At 38.1% G+C, this 23,582-nt stretch carries 16 protein-coding genes and 1 tRNA gene; 3 read left to right on the top strand and 14 right to left on the bottom strand.

Annotation, left to right across the window (positions count from 1 at the left end):
• Positions 1-7: 7 nt before the first annotated feature.
• From scpA to GWK08_RS01600, 5 genes are all read right to left on the bottom strand, one after another.
• Positions 8-2,140 carry a methylmalonyl-CoA mutase gene (scpA, locus tag GWK08_RS01620; RefSeq protein ID WP_163605162.1) on the bottom strand — a complete coding sequence of 711 codons (2,133 nt, stop codon included), beginning with the start codon at positions 2,138-2,140 and terminating at the stop codon, positions 8-10.
• A 63-nt stretch (positions 2,141-2,203) separates the two neighbouring features.
• Complete coding sequence (locus GWK08_RS01615) at positions 2,204-3,577, bottom strand: methylmalonyl-CoA mutase subunit beta (RefSeq protein ID WP_163605161.1); 1,374 nt, start codon at positions 3,575-3,577, stop codon at positions 2,204-2,206.
• Positions 3,570-3,902 carry an FtsB family cell division protein gene (locus GWK08_RS01610; protein ID WP_163605160.1) on the bottom strand — a complete coding sequence of 111 codons (333 nt, stop codon included), beginning with the start codon at positions 3,900-3,902 and terminating at the stop codon, positions 3,570-3,572. The genes GWK08_RS01615 and GWK08_RS01610 overlap by 8 nt, the downstream gene beginning before the upstream one ends.
• Before the next feature lies 1 nt (position 3,903).
• A complete protein-coding gene (gene udk, locus GWK08_RS01605; RefSeq protein WP_163605159.1) occupies positions 3,904-4,512 on the bottom strand; it encodes a uridine kinase in 609 nt (202 codons plus the stop codon).
• A gap of 115 nt (positions 4,513-4,627) precedes the next feature.
• Positions 4,628-5,716: an anhydro-N-acetylmuramic acid kinase gene (locus GWK08_RS01600; RefSeq protein WP_239524846.1), complete on the bottom strand. Its 1,089-nt coding sequence runs from the start codon at positions 5,714-5,716 to the stop codon at positions 4,628-4,630.
• A 62-nt stretch (positions 5,717-5,778) separates the two neighbouring features.
• Here GWK08_RS01600 and murQ point away from each other — a divergent pair, with 62 nt between their 5' ends.
• Positions 5,779-6,597, top strand: a complete 819-nt coding sequence (gene murQ / locus GWK08_RS01595; protein WP_163605158.1) for an N-acetylmuramic acid 6-phosphate etherase — start codon at positions 5,779-5,781, stop codon at positions 6,595-6,597.
• On the opposite strand, the gene GWK08_RS01590 is transcribed toward murQ, so the two are convergent.
• From GWK08_RS01590 to GWK08_RS01580, 3 genes are all read right to left on the bottom strand, one after another.
• Positions 6,594-6,998, bottom strand: a complete 405-nt coding sequence (locus GWK08_RS01590; protein ID WP_163605157.1) for a c-type cytochrome — start codon at positions 6,996-6,998, stop codon at positions 6,594-6,596. The genes murQ and GWK08_RS01590 overlap by 4 nt on opposite strands.
• A gap of 2 nt (positions 6,999-7,000) precedes the next feature.
• Entirely contained in the window at positions 7,001-8,125 is a 1,125-nt protein-coding gene (locus tag GWK08_RS01585) for a PQQ-dependent sugar dehydrogenase (protein ID WP_163605156.1), read from the bottom strand.
• 71 nt (positions 8,126-8,196) lie between these two features.
• Positions 8,197-10,515, bottom strand: coding sequence for a TonB-dependent receptor domain-containing protein (locus GWK08_RS01580; protein ID WP_163605155.1), 2,319 nt, complete (start codon positions 10,513-10,515; stop codon positions 8,197-8,199).
• A 212-nt stretch (positions 10,516-10,727) separates the two neighbouring features.
• Here GWK08_RS01580 and GWK08_RS01575 point away from each other — a divergent pair.
• Positions 10,728-10,805: transfer RNA gene (locus GWK08_RS01575), tRNA-Pro, on the top strand.
• 612 nt (positions 10,806-11,417) lie between these two features.
• Here the strand turns inward: GWK08_RS01575 and GWK08_RS01570 are convergent.
• From GWK08_RS01570 to GWK08_RS01545, 6 genes are all read right to left on the bottom strand, one after another.
• The gene (locus tag GWK08_RS01570; protein ID WP_163605154.1) at positions 11,418-14,525 is read right to left on the bottom strand and encodes a type I restriction endonuclease subunit R; all 3,108 of its coding nucleotides are present in this window, start codon (positions 14,523-14,525) and stop codon (positions 11,418-11,420) included.
• On the bottom strand, positions 14,522-15,715 hold the full coding sequence (locus tag GWK08_RS01565; RefSeq protein ID WP_163605153.1) for an AAA family ATPase: 1,194 nt from the start codon (positions 15,713-15,715) through the stop codon (positions 14,522-14,524). The genes GWK08_RS01570 and GWK08_RS01565 overlap by 4 nt, the downstream gene beginning before the upstream one ends.
• Before the next feature lie 3 nt (positions 15,716-15,718).
• A complete protein-coding gene (locus tag GWK08_RS01560; RefSeq protein ID WP_163605152.1) occupies positions 15,719-16,921 on the bottom strand; it encodes a restriction endonuclease subunit S in 1,203 nt (400 codons plus the stop codon).
• The gene (locus GWK08_RS01555) at positions 16,921-18,465 is read right to left on the bottom strand and encodes a type I restriction-modification system subunit M (RefSeq protein WP_163605151.1); all 1,545 of its coding nucleotides are present in this window, start codon (positions 18,463-18,465) and stop codon (positions 16,921-16,923) included. The genes GWK08_RS01560 and GWK08_RS01555 overlap by 1 nt, the downstream gene beginning before the upstream one ends.
• Before the next feature lie 668 nt (positions 18,466-19,133).
• Positions 19,134-20,267, bottom strand: a complete 1,134-nt coding sequence (locus GWK08_RS01550) for a serine hydrolase domain-containing protein (protein WP_163605150.1) — start codon at positions 20,265-20,267, stop codon at positions 19,134-19,136.
• A gap of 238 nt (positions 20,268-20,505) precedes the next feature.
• Positions 20,506-21,624, bottom strand: coding sequence for a helix-turn-helix domain-containing protein (locus GWK08_RS01545; RefSeq protein ID WP_163605149.1), 1,119 nt, complete (start codon positions 21,622-21,624; stop codon positions 20,506-20,508).
• 232 nt (positions 21,625-21,856) lie between these two features.
• Between GWK08_RS01545 and GWK08_RS01540 the strand changes: the two genes are divergently transcribed.
• On the top strand, positions 21,857-23,500 hold the full coding sequence (locus tag GWK08_RS01540; RefSeq protein WP_163605148.1) for a serine hydrolase domain-containing protein: 1,644 nt from the start codon (positions 21,857-21,859) through the stop codon (positions 23,498-23,500).
• Positions 23,501-23,582 lie beyond the last annotated feature (82 nt).

Here is a 23,582-nt window from a genome sequence, read left to right as displayed (position 1 = left end):
TGTTGTGTTATTCGTCTTCGTCTATAAGGATCTCAAGTATCTGGATAGCAGCATTGCTGATCTTTGTTCCCGGGCCGAAAACAGCTACGGCTCCGGCATCAAAGAGATATTGGTAATCCTGCTGAGGGATCACCCCTCCAACGATAACCATAATATCTTCCCTTCCGTATTTCTTAAGTTCTTCCAGTACCTGTGGAACCAGGGTTTTGTGTCCTGCTGCCAGGGAAGATACCCCTAAAACATGAACGTCATTCTCAACGGCCTGTTTGGCAGCTTCGGAAGGTGTCTGGAACAGAGGCCCGATATCTACATCAAAACCTACATCGGCATAACCGGTAGCTACTACTTTAGCTCCACGGTCGTGACCATCCTGACCCATTTTGGCAATCATGATCCTGGGCCTTCTTCCTTCTGTCTCCGCAAAACGGTCGGCCAGTTGCTTTGCTTTTTCAAAGCTCTTATCGTCTTTTATCTCTCTTGAGTACACTCCTGAAAAAGATTGAATTTTTGCTTTATATCTTCCGAAAACAGCTTCCATGGCATCACTGATCTCTCCCAGGGTAGCTCTTTCTCTGGCTGCATCTACTGCTAAAGCTAGTAAATTTCCCTGACCCGTACGAGCGCAGTCGGTTAATTTTTGAAGGCACTCCTGTACTTTTTGCTCATCTCTGTTTACCTTGAGCTCATTAAGGCGCTCGATCTGCTGCCTTCTTACGGTCTGATTATCGACCTCCAGGATCTGTAGCGGATCTTCCTGCTCCAGCCTGTATTTATTTACCCCAACGATCACATCCTGTCCGCTGTCTATTCTTGCCTGTTTTCTGGCTGCTGCCTCTTCGATCCTCATTTTCGGGATCCCGGCTTCAATTGCTTTGGTCATCCCTCCAAGCTCTTCAACTTCCTCTATGAGTTTCCAGGCCTTTTCGGCAATTTCATGAGTGAGGTTCTCTACATAATAGCTACCTGCCCAGGGATCTACCGTTTTGGTAATCTTGGTCTCTTCCTGAAGGTAGATCTGAGTATTCCTGGCTATCCTTGCCGAGAAATCGGTTGGAAGCGCAATGGCTTCATCCAGGGCATTGGTATGTAAACTCTGAGTACCTCCAAAAGCTGCAGCTGCAGCCTCGATACAGGTTCTGGCTACATTGTTGAACGGATCCTGCTCCGTTAAACTCCATCCGCTGGTCTGGCAATGCGTTCTCAGGGCGAGGGATTTCTGGTTCTGGGGATTAAACTGTTTTAGCAGTTTTGCCCATAACATCCTTCCGGCCCGCATTTTGGCAATTTCCATAAAGTGATTCATTCCGATGGCCCAGAAAAACGAAAGTCTGGGAGCAAAGGAATCTATGTCCATTCCGGCTGCCAGTCCGGTTTTAATATATTCCAGTCCGTCTGCCAGGGTATAGGCCAGCTCAATATCTGCGGTAGCCCCGGCTTCCTGCATATGGTATCCGGAGATACTGATACTGTTGAATTTAGGCATGTTTCTGCTGGTAAATTCAAAAATATCGGCAATGATCTTCATAGAAGGAGTAGGAGGATAGATATAGGTATTACGTACCATAAACTCCTTCAGGATATCATTCTGAATGGTCCCTGCAAGCAGATCAGGACTAACACCCTGTTCTTCGGCAGCAACAATATAAAAAGCCATGATAGGAAGAACTGCCCCGTTCATGGTCATGGAAACCGACATTTTATCCAGGGGTATCTGATCGAAGAGGACCTTCATATCTTCTACCGAGTCTATGGCCACTCCTGCTTTTCCGACATCTCCCACCACACGCTCATGATCGCTGTCATAACCTCTGTGTGTAGCCAGGTCGAATGCTACCGAAAGTCCTTTTTGCCCTGCTGCCAGGTTACGCCTGTAAAAGGCATTACTTTCTTCGGCCGTTGAAAAACCGGCATATTGCCTGATGGTCCAGGGCCTGCGAACATACATGGTAGAATAGGGACCACGAAGATTGGGAGCGATCCCGGCCACAAAATTAAGGTGTTTAAGATCTTCAATATCCCCGGCACTGTACTGCTTTTTTACATCAATACCCTCGGCTGTCTTCCACTCATTTGCAGTTTCCTGTCCGTTTGAGTTCTCCGATCTTTTTAAACTGATATTCTGAATATTTTTTCTGCTCATTTCAATTTGATCTTTGGTTAAAAGAAAACCGGCTGTTTATATTCCAGCCTTTCTTTTACTGCATCACTCTGCATCCAATCGTTCTTTCTCCATTTTTTCGGCCAGTCTTTTTTCGATAACCGGCTCAATAAGTGTTTTTCTGCTATCCGTTTTTACAAAGGGATATAACTCCAGGTCATTTTTCATCCGGTCGTTCGGATTCGGATGTTTGTTCGTACCCAAAAGCACTTCTTTCCCTTCGTCAAAATGCTGCTGTTCTGCTTTTGCACTTTCCTTTATCTTACGCTGAATGGTCTGGTCTTTTAATTGCTTTAAAAAACCACCTCCGGCCTCGATCTGCTTAAAGATATCCAAAGCCTTTTCTGCCAGTTGCCCGGTGAGGCTTTCCAGATAATACGACCCGTCTGCCGGATTGGTTACCTTGTCCAGGTAACTTTCGTTTTTGAGGATCAGTAATTGATTCCTGGAAATCCGATCTGCAAATTCATTGTCTTTATGATAAATGGCATCATAAGCTAAGTTGCAAACTGCATTGGCTCCTCCCAATACCGCACTCATGGTTTCGGTAGTGGTACGAAGCATATTTACATTGTAATCGTATAAAGTCTTGTTTCGTTTGGTAGGCTGCGCAAAAATATGGCAATCGGCCTTGATCCCGTACTCGGCTGTCAAGCTGTTCCACAGGACTCTCAGGGCCCTTAGCTTTGCAATCTCAAAAAAGTAGTTCGAGCCTATGCTTACATTAAAATTAATAGTGAAAGGATCTTTTATTCCGTTGTTGTCCAGGTGATTGAGATACTCGTTTGCCTGCGCCAGTGCATATGCCAGTTGCTGAATCACAGTGGCTCCTGCATTCTGATAGAGGGAAACATCTACAGAAAGTACACTTGTAAATCCGGATGAAAGTTTCAGGATCCCTTCGAGGATCTCGTGATCTTTTTCAAGGTTTTTATACCAGTTTCCGGTTCGTGCAAGATTACCGATCAGATCTGTGTTGAGGTGGAACTGAGCGTTTTTACCCTTTAGGAATTCCGATAACTTTTTTACAAATTCCAGCGACAGGAATTCCGTGTTAAGGTATACCGGTACACTTTCCAGTGCGATACCTTTAAAAAGTCTTTCCAGATCGATGTCTTCCGAAGGAATAACAATAAACAGGCTTTCGGCTCCTCTGCTCAGTGTATCCAGGGCTTTTTCATTGGCCATTTGCGCATTCCCTGCATATATTTTCTGCGAAACATACCAATTTCCCGGAGCACTAGGTGCCAGGGGATCGGTCAGGTTTTCTGCATGATAAAAAGGCTTTACATCTATCCCTTCCGGAGTTTTCCAGATCAGGGTCTCATTGTAATCGGCCCCTTTCAGATCGACCTGTATTTTTTGTTTCCATTGCTTTTCAGAAACTTCCTGAAAATCGTCAAACAGAAATTCACTCATTTTTTTTCTTTTTTAAGCTGTCTTCGTCCTCTATAATATAGATTTCCTCTTTGTCTTTCTTTAAGTAATATTCTTCTCTCCCGAACTTTTCCAGGCCTTCTTCACTTTTAAGTTTTTTGATCACTTCCTTGTCCCTTGCAATTTCGGTCTCGAGGTGCTCTTTTTGTTTTTTCAGTTTTTTGATCTCTTTATTGAGTTCCTGATGTGTGAAAAAGGAATTGGTATCGAAGAATAACATCCAAATGGCAAAAACGGTAAGCACCAGCACATAAATATTGCTGAAGAACTTATACCATCTGTTTTGCCGGATGTTTTTAAAACTCATTTTATGAAATTCGTTCGTTTATAATGGTCCTTACAATATCTACGGCAACCGTATTGTATTTATTGTTCGGAATGATAATATCTGCATATTCTTTCATCGGTTCGATGAACTGCTCGTGCATGGGTTTCAGGGTTGTCTGATAACGACTCAGGACTTCCTCTATATCTCTTCCCCTTTCGGTGATATCTCTCTTGATCCTGCGTATGAGACGTTCGTCCGAATCGGCGTGTACGAATATTTTAATATCGAACATTTCCCGGATCTCCGGATGAGACATGATAAGGATACCCTCTACGATCATTACTTTCCGCGGATGCGTAATTATAGTATCTTTTGTCCTGTTGTGCTTCACAAAGGAATAAACGGGCTGATGCACCGGTTCTCCATCCTTAAGTTGTTTCAGGTGTTCCTTCAGCAGATCGAAATCGATAGCCCTCGGGTGATCGAAATTAATTTTTGTACGTTCTTCATAGGATAGGTGGGAGGTATCTTTGTAATAAGAGTCCTGGGAAATTACACCAACTTCATCTTCCGGAAGTTCATTAACTATTTGATTGACCACAGTTGTTTTTCCACAGCCTGTACCTCCTCCGATTCCAATTATGAGCATTCTAAATGATTTTTGACAAATTTACGGATTGCAAACGAATGTTAGCTATGCTATTTTAAATTTTGAAGGCTAAGTTTCAAATGTTGAATGGTGAATTTGTCAAATCGCAATCCGATCAGGATGGATAATAGATAACACCGGATGAAGAATCGCGGGAAGCGCCTGTAACCGACTTCAGGCAATTGACCTCTCCGCACTCTCTGAGCACACCCATAAATGCGAAGACCAGGGCTTCCTTAAAATCGATCAATGTGGTTTCCGGTACGATTACCTCACATTTACCTTTTAAATTGTTACGGAGCAGTTCGATAAGGAAATCGTTTTTTGCCCCGCCACCGGTTACCAGTAAACGGGCTTGTTTTGACGAAACTTCTTTTTTTATGTCATTACTTATTTGCTCGCAGATATGATATACAGCAGTGTGAAGCCTATTTTCTAGAGTATCTTCAAAATTATCCAACAAAGGGATAAGCTGCTCCCTGAACCATTCATACCCCAGCGATTTGGGATAGGGTAACTGATAATAGAGTAGTGAATTTAAAGCCTGAAGGAGTTCTTTATTCAAGCTACCTTTTCGGGCTGTCATTCCGCCTTCGTCATATGCCTTGCCCAAGGGTTTGATAAGGTAATTTAACAGCATATTGGCAGGGGAGATATCGTAGGCGATCCTTTCTGAATCTTTTTCGAAAGAGATATTACTGATACCTCCGAGATTAAGACAAAAATCATAGCCGGAAAAAAACAAGCGATCCCCGATAGGTACCAGGGGAGCACCTTGCCCGCCAAGAGCAACATCATTGGTGCGGAAATCACAGATCACCTTTAGCCCGGAGACATTTGCCAGGTGTTGTCCCGATCCGATCTGGCAGGTGAACCCTCTTTCAGGTTGATGGAAAACGGTATGCCCGTGACTGGAAACAAAATCTACTTCCAGGGTATTATGCCTAACAAAAGCAGCAACCTGTTCTCCCAGCCAATTCCCGAATTCGTTGTGAAAAGACCACAGGTCTTCGGCGCTCATTTCTACCGTACTTTTCAGCTTTGCCTGAAAGGCTTTATCGTAATCGATACTTTCTGTCTGAAGGATCTCGAACTGCCACTTGTTATTTTGCCGATAAATATGTGAATACACTATATCGAGGCCGTCCAGGGATGTCCCCGACATCAAACCGATCACTTTAAATGAATTTTTTGTACGCTCCAAGGAAATAAATTTAAACAAGCTCTGTCAAATTTATAACTTTGCTTCAATAATTACCCATTTTCATGAGCGATTACAAAAAAATAACGGAAACGACTTCTCATTACGACCATCTGGAAAAGATGGATACTCTGTCTATTCTGGAGGCTATGAACAAGGAAGATCAGAAAGTGGCGGAAGCTGTCGAAGCCCTGATCCCGCAGATCAGCAAACTGGTAGATGAGATTGCCCATCGCTTTGAAAAGGGCGGGAGATTATTTTATATCGGTGCCGGTACCAGCGGACGTTTGGGAATACTGGACGCTTCTGAAATACCACCTACCTATGGAATGCCACATGACAGGGTGATCGGATTGATTGCCGGGGGAGACAGCGCCATCAGAAAGGCCGTTGAATTTGCAGAAGACGATACCGAACAGGCCTGGAAGGATATGGATGTATATAAGCTGACTGAAAATGATGTGGTTATCGGGATTGCTGCATCCGGGACCACACCTTATGTTTTGGGGGGCGTAAAGGCAGCCAGAGAAAGAGGGTTACTAACGGCGGGAATAACGAATAATCCGGGATCGCCTTTAGCCCTTGAAACCGATTTTCCGATAGAAATAGTGGTGGGCCCAGAGTTTGTTACGGGCAGCACCCGAATGAAAAGCGGAACCTCTCAGAAACTGGCACTGAATATGATCTCTACGGCCCTGATGATAAAAATAGGCCGTGTAAAAGGAAATAAAATGGTGAATATGCAGCTTAATAACAATAAGCTGGTAGATCGCGGAATACGGTTTATAATGGAAGAGATCCATGTTTCAAAAGAAGAGGCAGAGCAGCTCCTTCTGAAACATGGATCTGTTAAAAAAGCAATTTTATCCCGGCAAAAAGATTAGTTCTTTTTGATCTTGGCAACTTCTTCTTCGGTCACTATTTTATCCGATTTGTTTCCCCAGGAATTAAGGATATAGTTCATTACATCGGCTACTTCATCGTCTGCAAGACCCAATGGAGCCATAAAACCGTTGTATTTTTTACCATTTACGGTAATTTCTCCTTTCTGTCCGTACTTTATTCCCCTGATGCTCTCTTCCCGGTTTTTTATCAGATAATCCGATTCGGCAAGGGGAGGGAAGGAACCGGTAACTCCTTTTCCCGTGGGTAAGTGACAGGTAACGCAGAAATCTTCATATACCGCACTTCCTCTTTCGATACTTTCTTTTAATTTATTGTCTTGTTTTATACTAAAAAAAACAAGGGATACTACTGCCAGATAAACGGCTATAAATGTCTTCATATTTATTTTCCTGGATTAATTTTAACGATTCCCACTCCTTCCATGGCTACATAAAGGTAACCGTCAGGACCTTGCCTGATGTTCCTTACTCTTCCCATACCTTCGAGTAGTTTTTCGCGTTTTACCACTTTTCCTTTTTTCAATACCAGACGCTCTACGTATTGGAACTTAAGGGAACCGGCCAAAAGATTACCTTTCCATTCCGGATATTTATCCGAAGTGACAAAATCCATTCCGCTGGGGGCAATAGAAGGAACCCAGAAAAATAAGGGTTGTTCCATTCCGGCCTGTGCTGTTTTATCGGTAATAGGTGTACCGCTATAGTTAATTCCGTAGGTGATAGTTGGCCATCCGAAATTCTTTCCTTTCTGAATAACATTGATCTCATCACCACCTCTTGGGCCGTGTTCATGTACCCATATTTTCCCGGTCTCAGGATGTTTTACCATTCCCTGTGGGTTTCTGTGCCCGTAGCTGTAGATAGCTTTTTTAGCATTAGGAGTATTTACAAAAGGATTGTCTTTCGGAATGCTTCCGTCATCGTGGATCCTGTAGATCTTTCCGCAATCGCGGGTGATATCCTGCGGATTTACATCCCTGTTTCCTCTGTCTCCGATAGAAAAATAAAGGTAACCTTCGTTGTCGAATTCCAGTCTGCATCCGAAGTGTTGCCCTCTTCTGGAATTTGGCCCTGCCTTATATAACAGCTGACTTTCTACCAGTTTATTATCTTTTAGTTTAGCTCTCATGATGGCTGTATTTCCTCCATCACCTTCACCTTCTGCAGAAGCAAAAGAGATATAGATCCATCCGTTCTTTTCGTAATCGGGATGTAATTCAAGATCGAGAAGTCCGCCCTGACCGCGAACATAGATATCGGGAAGTCCTTCTACGGTGGTTTTGGTTCCGTCCTTATAATGAATAAGCTCTCCGAATTTTTCGGTGATCAGCATACTCCCGTCAGGTAAAAAAACCATTCCCCACGGAATATTAAGCTCGGGAACAACAACCTCTGTAGTATAATTTACATTTTTAGGCGCTTCGGCTTTTACCGAAGATTCAACCTGCTGTGCACATGCTGTTATAGACAACAGGAGTGCGGCTAGTGGATAAACAAAGTGTTTCATCTTTTCTAATTTCATTTTACTGGTTATCATGACCTAAAGCCATAGAGTGTTTAAAGTTATGTATATTTTGTTTAAAACGTATAGTTTGCATTAATACCTGTATAATAGTTAACGGGATTACCCGGATAAAAGAACCTCGGCGCATTTCCACCGAATCCTCTGGCATTGATCAGTATCTGGGAAGCGTATTCCTCATCAAAAACATTATCCAGGCCAAAGAAAGCGTTCAATTTTAATTTTTCGCTGAGGTCCAGTCGGTAACCAACTTTTATATTGGTAAGGGAATAGCTATCTGAGAACAGGCTATTGCTGTCTGTAATAGGAATGCTGCCCACATATTGGAAATTTATATTTCCATACAATCCGAAGGCGGTACTGAAATCTATCCCCGCATTAAATACATCCGAAGGAACCCCGGTAAGGTTGTTTCCTGAGAAATCATCATCACCATCCACAAATTCCTTGAATACAAAATCGTTCAGCGTATAGGAGAGATAACTGCTGAGGTTTAAAGCTTTCTTATTCACCCAAAGGTATTCCAGGGCCAGCTCAAGGCCATCGTGCTGTGTCCTTCCCGCATTGATCCCGATAAACTGGTCTTCGGCCGCTCTTCGGGCCACCAGTAAGTTGCGTACATCCAGGCGATAAAGGGCCAGGTTATACTGTAAACGTTTGTTAATAAGCGTACCCCGTGTACCGATCTCAAAGTTCCATCCGGTTTCCGGTTGAATATCCGTATTGATCTGCCCGTCCGGAAGCAGGGTCTCACCCAGAGTGGGAGGGGAGAAGCCATGGCTTACACTCGAATAAACACTGATGTCTTCCGTAAATAAATGTGAGATCCCGAATTTAGGCGAAAGGATCGCATCGAAATCGTAGGTGCCGGACTGGTCCGGGTTATCTGCTGTTACCGTAAAGCGATCGTCCAGATCATAGGAAGTTTTGTTGAGATTGAGCCCGACAGATAGGGTAGTCTTCTCACTTAAATCGTAGTTGGTCTCAAAAAAGATATTGTAATAGGTGCGTTTTTCCCTGAAATCGGATAGCTGATCACCTTCTACACTTCCGGTCCCGATCGGGAAATCGAGGTAGAGGTTCTCAAAAGTTTCGGATTCATGCCAGTCCCTGAACAATTCACCACCCACTGTCCAGTTAAGCGGTTTGTTAAAGAGACTGGTATTTCCCAACAGGCGACTTCTGATCCCGAGGGCAAAGGTGTTTTCTGCCAGGATATTAAAGGGCCTGGGTTCGTATGCATCCCGGAAAGAGGTAAACACACTGGTGGTCTGCTTTAATTTCTGACTGTATTTATGGTTCCACGAGAGGCCGAAAATACCCCTCTGGGAATCTTCAAAACCCTGTGCCTGCCCCCATGTAAAAGCGGCGGCGGTAGGATTGTTCCTGAAAGTGTCCTCATTCAGGGAACTGGGAATAAATGCTTTGAGATCTACATAACTCCCAACAAAAGCCAGCTCGTCCTTTTCCCCCAGATAATGATTGGAGGTCAGGGTAATGGTCTGACGGTCATATTCGTTATTATCGCGGTAGCCATCGCTATGTGTATTGCTGTAAATGGCGCGGAAACTGTTTTTTGTGGTTCCGTGGTTTACATTTACAATTCCTTTGATAAGCCCGAAGGAGCCTATGGAAAGTTCACTTCCAACACTGGTCTGATTCAGATAGGCATTCTGAGGGATAAGATGGATGGTTCCACCTAATCCGGCTCCGTAAATACTGGAAGCAGCACCTTTAATGACCTCAAAACGGGCAATGGAAGTAAGCTCGAAATCCTCGATAGTGGTTTCTCCGCTTCCGGTGGTTAACGGAATATCCTGGAAGTAGGCCCTTATATTGGCCGTTCCGAAAAGATTCCTCGCACCGATTCCTCTGATAGTAATCCTGTTGGTATTTAGTGCCCCGTTATGCATAAATATTCCGGGAACCCGGTTCAGAACCGGAGTGATATTAAAATTGTTACCCCTTTCTATTTCCTTTTGTGAAAGGATATTGATGGTGGCAACGGCTTTTTTTAATTTCTTGGGAAGGTGATTGGTACTGACGATCACCTCGTTTAACTCGGCAGCCTTTAGCTGCAACTGAACCACCTGATATCCATTCTCGTTTATGGCTACTTCTTTTTCTTCATAACCCAGGCTGCTAAAGCGGTATGTACCTGTGCTGTTAAGTTCAAACTCTCCGGAGTTATTGCTGATCACTATACTGTTGTCTGACAGGTTTTGGATATGCACCCCGGCCAGGGCTGCCCTGTTCTGACTATCGACTACTTTTCCTTTGATCGTTTGCTGAGCGTAGATGTTAAAGCTTCCTAGAAGAAGGCCCGCCAGGAAGAAGATACTTTTTGCGATGGTTAAGGTCTTTATTTTTATCATATTATGATTAAAAAAGTGGCGCTAATTTAGTGGCAATTTTTGTTTTTCGACCCCGAATATTCTAAAGGATATGTTAATTTTTAAGAGAAGATTACAATTATAACAATATAGGCTTAAGAAGTTAATTTGCGGCCGTAAAATTAAAGAAGCATATCTGTTTCTATTTGGAGAAAAGAACTATATTTGCAGCCGGTTTGAAATTAATACACCATCGGGGTGTAGCGTAGCCCGGTTATCGCGCCTGCTTTGGGAGCAGGAGGTCGCAGGTTCGAATCCTGCCACCCCGACCATCAAAAGCCATGACAATTTTGTCATGGCTTTTTTATTTCCGCCAGCGGGCAAACGGAGTTTGTAAAAGCAGGGCGGAAATAAAAAAGTAAGGGAAGCGGAGCTTCCTCCGGCTTTTGATGAGCAACGACCCCTTTTTCAGGATCACGCAAGTAATCCTGGAATGTTGAATTTTGAATGTTGAATGAGAGAGTTTGCAAAAGCAGAGTGGAAATAAAAAAGTAAGGGAAGCGAAGCTTTCCCCGGCTTTTGATGAGCAACGGCCCTTTTTCAGGATCATGTAGATAATCCTGCCACCCTGACTAGATTAAAAGACTGTAAATAAATGATTTACGATTTTTTTTGTTTAGGGAAATACCCTAAATGAATGAAAGTGATGAGTGTTTTTGTTTGATTTACACAGAAAACTATTTTTTATATATAGAATAATTTATTTTTCGTTCAACTCTAAATACTTTGCGGGAATTATATATACATAATAAAAATGAATATTTTGATTAGATATAAACAAATTGAACTATTCAAGAAAGGAAAATAAATATGAACTAGTCAACAAATACTAAAATCGATCCTGATAGGGCATAAAGCTATGTAGATTAATTATAGAACAATATTTATATTTCCCCTCCAACACCTTTAAATTTATCTACAAAAGAGGAAATCTTTTGAAATACACTTTGTTTTTTAGTCAAATACTGAGGATTCAAAGGACTCATTTTCGGAAGAATTGCATTTAGCTCTGTTCCGTTTTCACTAGCATATTCTCGTCTTAGTGAAACTGAAATGTATCTTTTTGCTTCTTCTTCATTCAGATTTTCATCTTTAATTAATTCCGATGCTTCTTTTTTTTGTTTGCCTTGGGCGTATGAGAAGAATGAATCAATTATGCTTGCCTTATCTTGAATGGAATCAAGTTCAGTTTCATTTATGAAATCAACCACCAAACTCTCTTTTGCTCTGTTTCCAATACTTGCACGAATTATTCTTCTAATCTCTTCAATCAGCGAAGCTTTGTCTTTGTTCTTTTTGTTGTGCTCAAATATTAGCTCAAGGATATAATCAAGATTTATTTCTTGGGATTTCAGTAGGTCAACTTCGAAAACAACATCATCCCAATCAATGGTTGAGTCTTCGGCTTCTTTACCTTTTTTCTCACGTCTTAACCAATCTCTTATATCGTTGTAGGTAGAACGATAATCTTGAATAGTGCGTTCAGTAGGCATTTTTATATCTTGCATTACTGCAATATCTTCATCTGTAACAAAATGAGTTTCTTTAAACTCTTCCATTGCTTCAGGGTCACCTAAATCAATAGACTGAAGTGCCTTTAAATTGGTAAACTCATCATAGTTCTGAAGAATGTTCTCCACACGTAAATATTCTCCAAATAACTTAGAGAACTCTTTTTTATCTTTCTCAGTAATAATTTCATCAGGATTGGGAAACTTTTCATTAAGTTCTTTAACTACTTCTACGTAACCTCTGCGTGCTTGACCTGTTGCAATATCTGTAAACCCTTCTAAATATTCGCTGTAACTTTTTTCAAGAACTATATTCTTTGTATTGCTGTCACCGAAAAGTGTAATAGCATCAACTGTTACTTTTTCTAAATCTCTAAAAGTGATTATGTTTCCAAAAGTTTTAGTTGCATCATAAATACGATTGGTTCTCGAAAAAGCTTGCATTAACCCGTGGTAACGCAGGTTCTTGTCAACAAATAGAGTATTTAGGGTAGGAGCATCAAAACCAGTAAGGAACATACCTACAACGATAAGTAAATCAACTTCTTTGCTTTTTACTCGTTTTGCAAGATCACGGTAATAGTTTTGAAATTCTTTGCTGTCAACGCCATAGCTTGTTTTAAAAAAGACATTGTAATCATTGATAGCTTTTGTCAAAAACTCTTTAGCACTACTGTCCATTGCAGAAGGCTCAAAAGTTTCATCAACTATTTCACCAATAGCATTTTGCTCTTCATTTGCTGCAAACGAGAATATGGTCGCAATCTTAAGTGGCTTTTCGCTTTCTGATTGCAGTTTGTTTAATTCATCATAATAGCATTTTGCTGCATCAACACTACTAACAGCAAACATGGCATTAAATCCAGTATTCACACCTCTTGTTCTGTGTGTTTTTTGCCTAAAATTTTGAAGTACGTATTGAGATATTTCTTTTATTCTCGTTGGATGCAGTAAAGCTTTTTTATTTTCAGCCGCACTTAGCTTTTTCTCATCAATTTCAGTTTCAATACCTTTAAATTGAGGACGTACATCATTATAGTCTACTTTAAACTTGAGTACTTTTTCATCTCTGATAGCATCCGTAATAACGTATGAATGCAATTCACGACCAAATACACTTGCAGTTGTTTCTGAATCTAAAGCATTCTCGGGGAAAATGGGAGTTCCTGTAAATCCAAATTGGTAATACTTTTTGAATTTCTTTTTAAGATTCTTTTGTGTTTCACCAAACTGCGAACGGTGGGCTTCATCAAAAATGAAAACAACTTGTTTTTGAAAAACAGGCAAATCACTTTCGCTTTTCATCAAGTTATTCAGCTTCTGAATAGTGGTAACAATGATTTTATTGTCGTCCTTCTCAATGTTTCGTTTTAATCCAGCTGTACTTTCCGAACCATTCACACTGTCGGGTGAGAACCTTTGGTACTCCTTCAAGGTTTGAAAATCCAAATCCTTACGGTCAACTACAAAGAATACTTTATCTATAAACTCGAGCTTGGTGGCTAATCTTGCGGCTTTAAAACTGGTTAAGGTTTTACCTGATCCTGTAGTATGCCATATAAAACCACCGCTTTCGGGAGATGACCATTTCTTAGCTTCAAAAGAGCTTTTTATTTTCCATAGAATTCTTTCAGTAGCAGCAATCTGATAAGGACGCATAATAAGTAGCGTATTGCTAACATCAAAAACAGAGTATTTAAGCAATACGTTTAAAAGTGTGTGCTTTTGGAAAAATGTCGCTGTAAAATCCTTTAAGTCTTTGATCAAAGAATTATCAGCTTTCGCCCAGTTTATGGTAAAATCATAACTGTTTTTATTTCTCTGAACAGTATTGGCAAAATAACGACTGTCAGTACCATTTGAGATAATGAATATCTGTAGATACTTAAACAACGAGTTGTTAGTGTTGAAACTTTCTTTGGTATATCTGTGTACTTGATTAAACGCTTCACGTATCGCTACACCACGTTTTTTTAATTCTACCTGAACTAAGGGTAGACCATTTACCAGAATTGTGACATCATATCGATTTGCGTGGGTTCCCGTTTGCTCAAATTGTGAAATTACTTGAACCTTATTGCGAACTATATTTTCTTTATCAACTAAGTAAATGTTTTGAATTCTACCACTATCAAAAACAAAGTCATAGACGTAATCATCATGTATCTTCCTTGTTTTATCTATTAAGTTGTCACTTGGTTTGTCAAGATATTCCTCTACGAAACGAGACCATTCACTATCAGTAAACTCCATGTTATTTAGTAACTGAAGCTGTATTCTAACATTGGTAAGCATTTCCTCTGGTGAGGACAGGTTAATTGGATTGTCATATCCTTGATTAACTAGGTCTTCAATGAATTCACGTTCAAGTGCCGATTCAGTTTGATAAACAGCAGGTGCATCATGTAGCTCTGAGTACTTCGCGTATTCATCTAATACTATAAAGTTATTAGATTCTGCTATGGTTTTGTATGTACTCATATATTTATGCTCGTTGTGTCAATATTGAAATTGAACGTTTCGATAATATCCTTTAGAATACGTTTGAAAATACGTTTGTCACCTTCTTCTATTATTCTCGATTCTTCCCCTGAATGCTTTGAATGACTGGTTATATTTAATATTCGTTTTACATAAGGAGTTTCATCTTCAAGAGGTGTTTTTCTAATCAATTCTCCCCAGTCGTCATAGTTTAAAAACGTAGCCGTTTTTTCTAATACATTGCGTAGAAGGTGGAAATGATATTTTTCAATATTCTCTGATATTGCTGTATCCATAAGGGTAGAAAAAACATGTAAATGATAAGAGAAAGGAGAGTCGTTATTATGATTAACTAATTCGAAATTCCCATCTTCCAAACTACTTAGAATATATTTTTTGAATTTTGGTTTTTTGAACTCATTATACAAAACATTAAAAAACAATGGATTATGCGTTGTAATTATAAACTTCAATTCAGATTGACTTGATTTAATTAGTTCTGCTATGTTTACTGCTAATTCAATTAAATGGCTATCATCTAGTGAACTTACGGGGTCGTCAATAAAAATATATTCTAGATTATTAAATTTATCCGTAGCACGATCATCTAATTCTACTGTATTTAACGCTTCTATTACTTGATCCAAAAGGCTGTAAAACACACACCATATAAAATTACTTTCTTCACCTTTCGAGATTTTTGCATTCGGAATATTATCATCATCTCCACGGTCTATAGAAAAAGTAACTTCCGAGTATGCGGGAATTGTTACATCTTCGTCTTTTTCATTCTTAGTAGTATACTCTTCATTAAATGTTGGTGTTAAATTATCACTTGTATAATGCTGAAACGTTTCAACAATGTTGGGTTCTTGTCCCAAATCCTTTAGAACCAGACTTGTAAAGTTGTTTGGACGGATAATTAGCTTTCTATCAGTATCACCATCTAAATCATTGTCCCAGTAGAAGAGGTCTTCGGTAAAAGCATTATAGTAAAGCGCTTTTATTTCTGTTTCTTCTTCTTTTGGAGCAATCAACTCTTTAAACTCACGTGATAAACGTGTTTTACCATTACCATTAAATGCATAGACCAACTGGACTTTTACATCAGAACTTTGAGCTTCTTTAGCTCTTGTGATATTTTGGGCATCTCTTAGTGATTTAGCTATTTGTTTTAATGATTGACTCATACTTTATGCTTCTATTTTTTCTTTAGGAAAGGTCAATAGCATATCACGGTAATACTCGTATTGCTTATCTCTCAACTCTATTTCTTTTGGTAAAACTTCACTTATAGATTTAGTAAGAGTGTCAAACCTGTCCAAGATTGAAACTATACGTTCTTGCTCTTCAGGGGAAGGCACAGGAATAATTACTTTGCTTAAACCTTTCGAGTTAATGGCAGAAATTTTACCTGTACGAATATGTTTCCTTATTTGATTATGGAATTGTCTCGTGCGAGTGAAATATGCCACGAATTTTGGGTTTAAATGACTTCTAAATCCAAAGCATGCATCATGTATAACTGCACCTTCATCACCTAACCAAGCAGTTCCTTGCCCTATATCTTCAATTGTTTCACCAGCAGCGACTATAACAACATCACCTTTTTCTGCTAATCTTAGGTTTTTATCGTCAACCAGTTTTTGACTTACAAAGGATATGGTTTTATCTGCCCAAGGTCCATAATGAGTATACATTTCACCATAATGAATTGTCGGTACTCCTTCCGAGATTAAGTCAGTTTTTACAAAACGTTTTCCTCTTTGGAATTCACCTATTTCATCGAGTAATTCGAATCCAACTTTATCTTTTTCAAATTTGAATAACTCCTCTCTGTAATATATAAACTGCTTCTTACGTGCTGTAAGTTCAGCAGCAAGTTTGTCCGTCAGATTTGTGGTAAGTTCAGCAAATGAATCAAGTATTCGAACAATTTCTCCCTGAATTTCAAGTGATTTTTCTTGGTATTCTGGACAAGGTATTGGGACTTGAAACTTCAGAAACATTGGTTTTCTTAAAGACGTCACAGAAGAATGAACTGAAATTTTCTTAACATGAGCATGAAAATTAGATAGGAAATAATGATAAATGTATCTTGCATTTACATTACTTTTAGGTACAATTCTATACGCTCTTTGATGTAGTGCGTATTTACCCTCAACCCAATGAAAAACTTTACCTACACCCACACCATCGCCTGCTGTAATAATTGCAGTTTCTTCAAAATCATATGAGTCAAGTTTCAACGGAACTCTACCTCTTGCATAAAAAGTGTATTCTCCATCTTCTGTTGAATCCTTGGTGTCGTGACTACCAGTGCCAATGGTAGCTACTTCCGATAAATCCTTCCATTCGACTTCAACGTCTTTAAGTAACTTGTCCAAGTAATTCATTATTCAATTTCTTTTAATAACTCCTCAACATATGCACGAAGTTCATCTATCTTTCCAGTTGTTTCTGAGATTTCCGCATTTAGTTTAACTATATCAATCTTCTCCATAGTATCTATAGGATCAACATAGGACCTTACGGAAAGATTATAGTCGTTTTCGGCAATAGTGCTATTATTTACAGTTGTAGCAACATGGGCAACCTCTTTCTTGTTGTCAAACATTTTAATGACCTCGTCAATATGTGTATCTGTCATCATATTGTTGTTCGTTACTTTCTTAAAAAAGTCTTCACCACTTACATCGATAAACTGAGTTTTATTCTCTGTTTTATGCTTTGATAGAACTAAGATATCAACAGCAATAGTTGTTCCGTAGAATAGATTAGGAGCCAATGAAATAACGGTTTCTACGAAGTTATTATCCACCAAATACTTTCTAATCTTCTGTTCTGCTCCACCACGATAAAAGATGCCAGGGAAACAAACTATAGCTGCTCTACCTTTGCTTGATAGATAACTTAAAGCATGGAGAACAAATGCAAAATCTGCTTTTGATTTTGGAGGAAGAACACCTGCAGGCGCAAAACGATCATCATTAATCAGTGTAGGGTCATCACTTCCAATCCATTTTACAGAATATGGTGGATTAGAGACGATAGCATCAAAAGGTTTATCATCACCCAATTGAGGGTTAGTAAGTGTGTTGCCTAATACAATATTGAACTTGTCGTAATTGATGTTGTGTAAAAACATATTCATACGAGCCAAGTTGTAAGTTGTGTGGTTTATCTCTTGACCAAAAAATCCTTCTTCGATCAAATGATTATCAAATTGGTCTTTAGCCTGCAAAAGAAGTGAACCAGAACCTGCTGCAGGATCATAGATTTTATTAACCTTTGATTGTCCGTGCAATGCCAATTTTGCAATCAGTTTAGAAACATGTGTAGGAGTAAAAAACTCTCCTCCTGATTTTCCTGCATTGGCTGCATATTTATGAATCAGAAACTCATAAGCATCACCAAAAAAATCAATTTCATTTTTATCAAAATCTCCAAAATCTAATTCTTCAACAGCTTTAAGTACACCGGCTAAACGACTATTTTTGTTCTCAACTGTATTACCAAGTCTCGTACTAGTGGTATCAAAGTCCGCAAATAATCCTTTGATATCTGGTTCTGATGGATAGCCATTAGCAGAGTTTTCAATGGCTGAAAAAATAGCTGCCAAATCCGTATTAAGATTCGTATTGGTGTTTGCCGTTTTCGCAACATTTACAAATAGTTGACTAGGGTAGATGAAGTAGCCTTTTGTTTTAATGGCATCAACTTTTACTTCTGAAGGTATATTATCATCTTCATAACTAGCATAATCAACACTTTCATCACCACCTTCAATGTAATCTGTGAAATTCTCGCTAATAAAACGGTAGAATAGAGTACCGAGTACAAATTGTTTAAAATCCCATCCATCCACAGAGCCACGAACATCATTGGCTATCTTCCATATTTTGCTTTGCAATTCGGCTCTTTGATTTATGCTTGTCATTTATTTCAGTACTGTTTTTATGTTACCCAATATACCACATAATTTAGTAGTATCACTAAGAATAAAAGTATTAAATTATCTTGATTTTAAATATTCTAAGAAATGTTATTTTAACTATTACATATTGAATAAATTTCAAATGAAATCATGAACCATTTAGGTTGAAAAATTCTTTCTCATTCTAGCTTAATGTAAAATGATTTACTATACACTGCTTAAAACTAAAGAGCTATTTATCCATATTTCATAAAAGTTTTGAATGGGGGAGTTTGTAAAAGCAGGGCGGAAATAAAAAAGTAAGAGAAGCGGAGCTTCCTCCGGCTTTTGATGAGCAACGACCCTTTTTCAGGATCACGCAAGTAATCCTGAAGTGTTGAATGTTAAGTTTTGAATGAGGGAGTTTATAAAAGCAGGGCGGAAATAAAAAAGTAAGGAAGCGGAGCTTCCTCCGGCTTTTGATGAGCAACGACCCTTTTTCAGGATCACGTAAGTAATCCTGAAGTGTTGAATGCTAAATGTTGAATGGGGGAGTTTGCAAAAGCAGAGCGGAAATAAAAGAAATTGCTTTTAATACTTACGCTAAACCCCCGCATTGCATAAACATTTTGTTATTGGGCGTTTTCCTTCTCACTTTCAAAATACATAAGACAAAAAAATATTTATTGAGTTTACCACCTACCGCCTGGGATAGATTTCTTAGGCATTTTTGTAAAGTCATTACTCATCATATTTTCCATTATTTGTTTTCCTGCCTCGTCAGCAGGTAACAACACTTTCACTGGAATACCAAACACAGTTCGGTAAGTGATACGGTTAGATAGAATGATTATTGTGATTTGTTTTTCGGGATACATTGCTACATAAGAATTGCCGCCAAGCCCTCCACCATCATGCCATAATTTTTTGCCGTAATCCGTAGAATTTACCACCCATCCATAGCCATAACCACCGTTGGAGTTACTGAATATTCTTTCTTTAATCGCTGAACTGAAAAAATTGTCAGTAACAGCATTTATCCATTTTAGCATGTCGTCCGCTGTAGATAATACACCTCCATTACCCAAGGTATTTCCATATAAATAAGAAGCATTAATAGTGGTATAATCAGTTTTAGTATTATTCATATATCCAGTGTAATATAAGTTCTTTGACAAATAATTGTCGCCATAAAAACCTGATGAATTCATATTTAGCTTTGAAAAGATACTGTCTCTCACATAGGAATGATAACTTTGATTGGTAACTTTCTCAATTATGAGTGCTAAGGCAGCATAACCTGTATTTGAATATTCATATTTTTCCCCTGGTTGAGCCACGAGTTCACTGCTTAATATTTTTTGTAATGCTTGTTCTTTGGTTAGGGTATCTAAGTCATCAGCAAAGTCAGAGGGAAGTCCTGATGTATGTGTCAGTAATTGATGAACAGTAATGGCTTGTTTATCCACGGGAACATTTTGAAAAAAATTGATAATTTTTTGTTCTGTATCTAACACTTCTTCCTCTACTAATTTCATTATCGCTGTTGAGGTAAATGGCTTGGTTATAGACCCAATGTCCAAAATGGTCCCGGGTTTCATTGATAATTGTTTTTTATCCGAGGCACTTCCGTAGCCCTTATTAATTAAAACTTTTCCTTCCTTAGAAATTAAAACAACGCCGTGAAAGTTTTTCTCCTCTGTCAGGTAGGTAAAGTATTTATCCACTTTATCTTCAAGTGGTAAGTTATTATCAATTGTAAATTGAGTTCCGCAAGAGGTTAAAGTTAGCAGTAAAAGGGAGTAAATGACTAAATGTAATTTCATGTTTTTTCGTGATTTATCCTGAAGACGATCTTACAATCGTATTGTTACAAATAATTACTGCCAACAGAAAAATAACGATCATTGACTTTATTCTTTTTGTAATTTGTGTAGGAATAATGTTCTGGTTAAATACAATATAACTATGCCCAACATCATGTATAATGCATGTTTACAAGTGGTTGCTTGATGCTACACCAGAACTTGACCGTAAACTTTTTTGCCATGATAAAATGGCGTTTCATAAGTTTTCAACTTGTTTGATATACTCCGAGGGAGTAATCTTTTTAACTTCTTTAAACGCCTTGTAAAATGTGGATTTAGAATTAAACCCTACCTCATATGCAATAGAAATTAATGTAAATTCTTTATGAGCATTTTCGTTGATCCTTTGTGAAAAATCCTCAACACGATATTCATTGACCAGTTCGTAAAATGTTTTTTTATAGATATTATTGAGAACCCATGATAATTTATTGGTTGTCGTATTAATTTCATTCGCTAAAATTGCCAAACTTAATTCTGGTCGTCGATACCCCTTTTCTTCTTTAAAGAATACATCAACCAGGTTTTGAATCTTGCTTATTTCATTTTCGTCAAGTTTATTCTTTCTTTTAGACATGTCTCCATTCTTAGAAGGAAAACGAATTTTAAATACTTCCGGATGTTTTAAATTATAGAAACCTACTATGTAAATCTGTATTCCAAAGATTAAACATGATATATCCCAAATCATTCTAATATCAATCGGTAATTTAATCACAAAGCGTTCAATAATGCCTAACAACCAAAAAATCATATAAACCCATAAACAAATGAGCATGATCTCGACATATTTTATAATGGTCTGATTAAAAGACAGTTCTTGCTCTTCATTTTTCTTGTAGTAATTTAATAGCCTATTCGATATGAATAAATAAGCTGAAATAGAAATGAAAAATATGATATCATTCCAAAACAGTAAAGTGTTAAAATAGCTTTTGTAATCTTTTATTGAATCGTAATAATAAATATGTAAAAAACAGTATCCTACATAAAATAGTGCCGGCAAATAATGATAATATGCTAACTGATAGTTTCCGTTTTTATAAAAAAATAACCGTCTAATATATGTATAGACGAAAGGTCCAATTAAAAGATATAAAGTATTAATAAAATTGCTATACCGTCGTAAAAAGTCTATATCAAATTCATGACCTAAGGCTCTTTCGAATAAAAAAACGCAATAAATAACTAATAAATACTGTATAATTCTGTTTGCCCCTGTGTGTTTTTTAGGGATATACTGAATCGCAAAAATCAAAAAAATACACTGGCCAATAATCGATACCAGAAATAGCTCATATAACGATATACTCATCGATTCAAAATTTTAATATTGTCATCTCTTCATCTAAGATTAAAATAAGTTTAATGTTTTTATCATTTCATTTTTATTAGATGGACTAAAAAATAGTCTGATACTATAGTTTAGGACATCTAACAGCGAAAATTGGCGCATCTGATGACGAAAAAAAGGTTTCTTTGCCAAAAAGACTAATCAAAATAACAGTGTCTTAAAATAACATTTTTCATCAAATCAAATTACAATTATGAAATCAAATTATTTATTTACCCTTATTATCTGTCTATTGATATCTTGTAAGAACAATAGTCAATCACAGAACACAGGCTCCAACGAAAAAGAGAATTTATATTTTTCGGAAGTAGATTTTACAAAAGCTAAAATTTCCTCAGAACCTTATTCGAAAAACTTCAATTTACATAACGACAACTACCTTAGTATTGTCTTTACTTTGGAGAAACCACTGATACAAAGTCTTCAAGAATTAGCACCAAGCCTATCTGAAGATGAATTATTAAGCAAAGGAAATTTTCAATTTTCATATTTGGTAGATGGAAAAATAATTTATGTAGAGAACTTAAACACCGGAGCAGGACCAAAAACCCGAAAAACAGAACAGCTTAGACAAGTAATACCATTAGTAACACCAGAGCGAATAGGCTTTTGGGGCTGGTTTATGTGGCAACGGTTTATGAAATTTAATGGCGGGCTAGATGCATTTACTGAAGGAAATCATACGTTAGGTATCGAAGTAAGATCCTATTTAAACGAAGATGTATTAAAAGTGGGCCCTCTTTTGGCAAAAGGAAATATTGCTGTAGAAGTTCCTAAAATAAATATAGATGAGAACTTAGTTCCTGTTCAGAAAATACAACCCAATAGCGGCTTTGAAGTTTCTAAAGATAATTTTGACAAAAATAAAATTGAAGCTCTCAATAGAAAAATTGCAGAAGGCAGATTTGAAGATATTAATGGTATCGTTGTAATAAAAGATGGTAAACTCTTAATAGAAGAATATTTTAATGATTCAACAAGAGAGAGCTTACACGATACCAGGTCGGTAGGGAAATCATTTGCCTCTACCATCATGGGGATTGCCATTGAAGAAGAAATTATAAAAAACGAAAATGCTTTATTAAAAGATTTCTATGATTTAAAAGCATATGAAAATTATAGCGCTAAAAAAGATTCTGTAACGCTAAAATCGCTTTTAACTATGAGTTCCGGATTTTTGGGTGATGATAATTCTAATGACGACAACCCAGGGACTGAAGACAAAATGCAAGCTACTAATAATTGGGTGAAATTCACTTTAGATTTACCTATGCATAAAACTAAAGTAATAGGCAAAGATTATAATTATTTTACGGCTGGAGTTAATTTGCTAGGGGATATCTTGCACAAATCGATTCCGGGTGGACTTGTCTCTTATGCCGATAAAAAATTATTCACTCCATTAGATATCACCAATTATAAGTGGCTTTATACCCCTCAAAATATTGCATATATGGGTGGAGGCCTGGAACTACGAGCTATAGATTTTGCTAAATACGGACAGCTATATAAAAACAAAGGCAAATGGAAAGGCAAACAAATTCTCACTGAAAACTGGGTAGAAAAAAGCTTAGCCAAACAAGTATCGCAAGACTATGGAGGAATAGAAGGTTGGCATTATGGTTATTTATTCTGGAATAGAATATTTACAGTAGATAATAAAGATTATGAAGTATCTTTTTGTACCGGTACTGGAGGTAATAGGATTTTAGTTTTTAAAGATATTCCTTTTGTTATTGTCATTACAACTTCAGCATATGGCAATCCTGGATCTCAAGCCAATTCAGATAAGATGATAGTTGATTATATATTGCCAGCTATACTAGATGAAAGATAAAGCCAGCAGATAACAAAGGCTCCTAACAAAAGCCAGGGAAAGCGGAGCTTTCCCTGGCTTTTCATACTTTCGTTCTATCGCC

It is taken from the genome of Leptobacterium flavescens, assembly GCF_010671605.1.
Taxonomy (GTDB): Bacteria; Bacteroidota; Bacteroidia; order Flavobacteriales; family Flavobacteriaceae; genus Leptobacterium; species Leptobacterium flavescens.
The sequence above is the reverse complement of the archived record's forward strand: the minus strand, read 5'-3'. Positions and strand labels throughout refer to the sequence as shown.

What these genes read in the sequence shown, in the direction of transcription:
- scpA (WP_163605162.1), bottom strand. Translation starts at nt 2,140, where the DNA reads ATGAGCAGAAAAAATATTCAGAATATCAGTTTAAAAAGATCGGAGAAC.
- GWK08_RS01615 (WP_163605161.1), bottom strand. Translation starts at nt 3,577, where the DNA reads ATGAGTGAATTTCTGTTTGACGATTTTCAGGAAGTTTCTGAAAAGCAA.
- GWK08_RS01610 (WP_163605160.1), bottom strand. Translation starts at nt 3,902, where the DNA reads ATGAGTTTTAAAAACATCCGGCAAAACAGATGGTATAAGTTCTTCAGC.
- udk (WP_163605159.1), bottom strand. Translation starts at nt 4,512, where the DNA reads ATGCTCATAATTGGAATCGGAGGAGGTACAGGCTGTGGAAAAACAACT.
- murQ (WP_163605158.1), top strand. Translation starts at nt 5,779, where the DNA reads ATGAGCGATTACAAAAAAATAACGGAAACGACTTCTCATTACGACCAT.
- GWK08_RS01590 (WP_163605157.1), bottom strand. Translation starts at nt 6,998, where the DNA reads ATGAAGACATTTATAGCCGTTTATCTGGCAGTAGTATCCCTTGTTTTT.
- GWK08_RS01585 (WP_163605156.1), bottom strand. Translation starts at nt 8,125, where the DNA reads ATGAAACACTTTGTTTATCCACTAGCCGCACTCCTGTTGTCTATAACA.
- GWK08_RS01580 (WP_163605155.1), bottom strand. Translation starts at nt 10,515, where the DNA reads ATGATAAAAATAAAGACCTTAACCATCGCAAAAAGTATCTTCTTCCTG.
- GWK08_RS01570 (WP_163605154.1), bottom strand. Translation starts at nt 14,525, where the DNA reads ATGAGTACATACAAAACCATAGCAGAATCTAATAACTTTATAGTATTA.
- GWK08_RS01565 (WP_163605153.1), bottom strand. Translation starts at nt 15,715, where the DNA reads ATGAGTCAATCATTAAAACAAATAGCTAAATCACTAAGAGATGCCCAA.
- GWK08_RS01560 (WP_163605152.1), bottom strand. Translation starts at nt 16,921, where the DNA reads ATGAATTACTTGGACAAGTTACTTAAAGACGTTGAAGTCGAATGGAAG.
- GWK08_RS01555 (WP_163605151.1), bottom strand. Translation starts at nt 18,465, where the DNA reads ATGACAAGCATAAATCAAAGAGCCGAATTGCAAAGCAAAATATGGAAG.
- GWK08_RS01550 (WP_163605150.1), bottom strand. Translation starts at nt 20,267, where the DNA reads ATGAAATTACATTTAGTCATTTACTCCCTTTTACTGCTAACTTTAACC.
- GWK08_RS01545 (WP_163605149.1), bottom strand. Translation starts at nt 21,624, where the DNA reads ATGAGTATATCGTTATATGAGCTATTTCTGGTATCGATTATTGGCCAG.
- GWK08_RS01540 (WP_163605148.1), top strand. Translation starts at nt 21,857, where the DNA reads ATGAAATCAAATTATTTATTTACCCTTATTATCTGTCTATTGATATCT.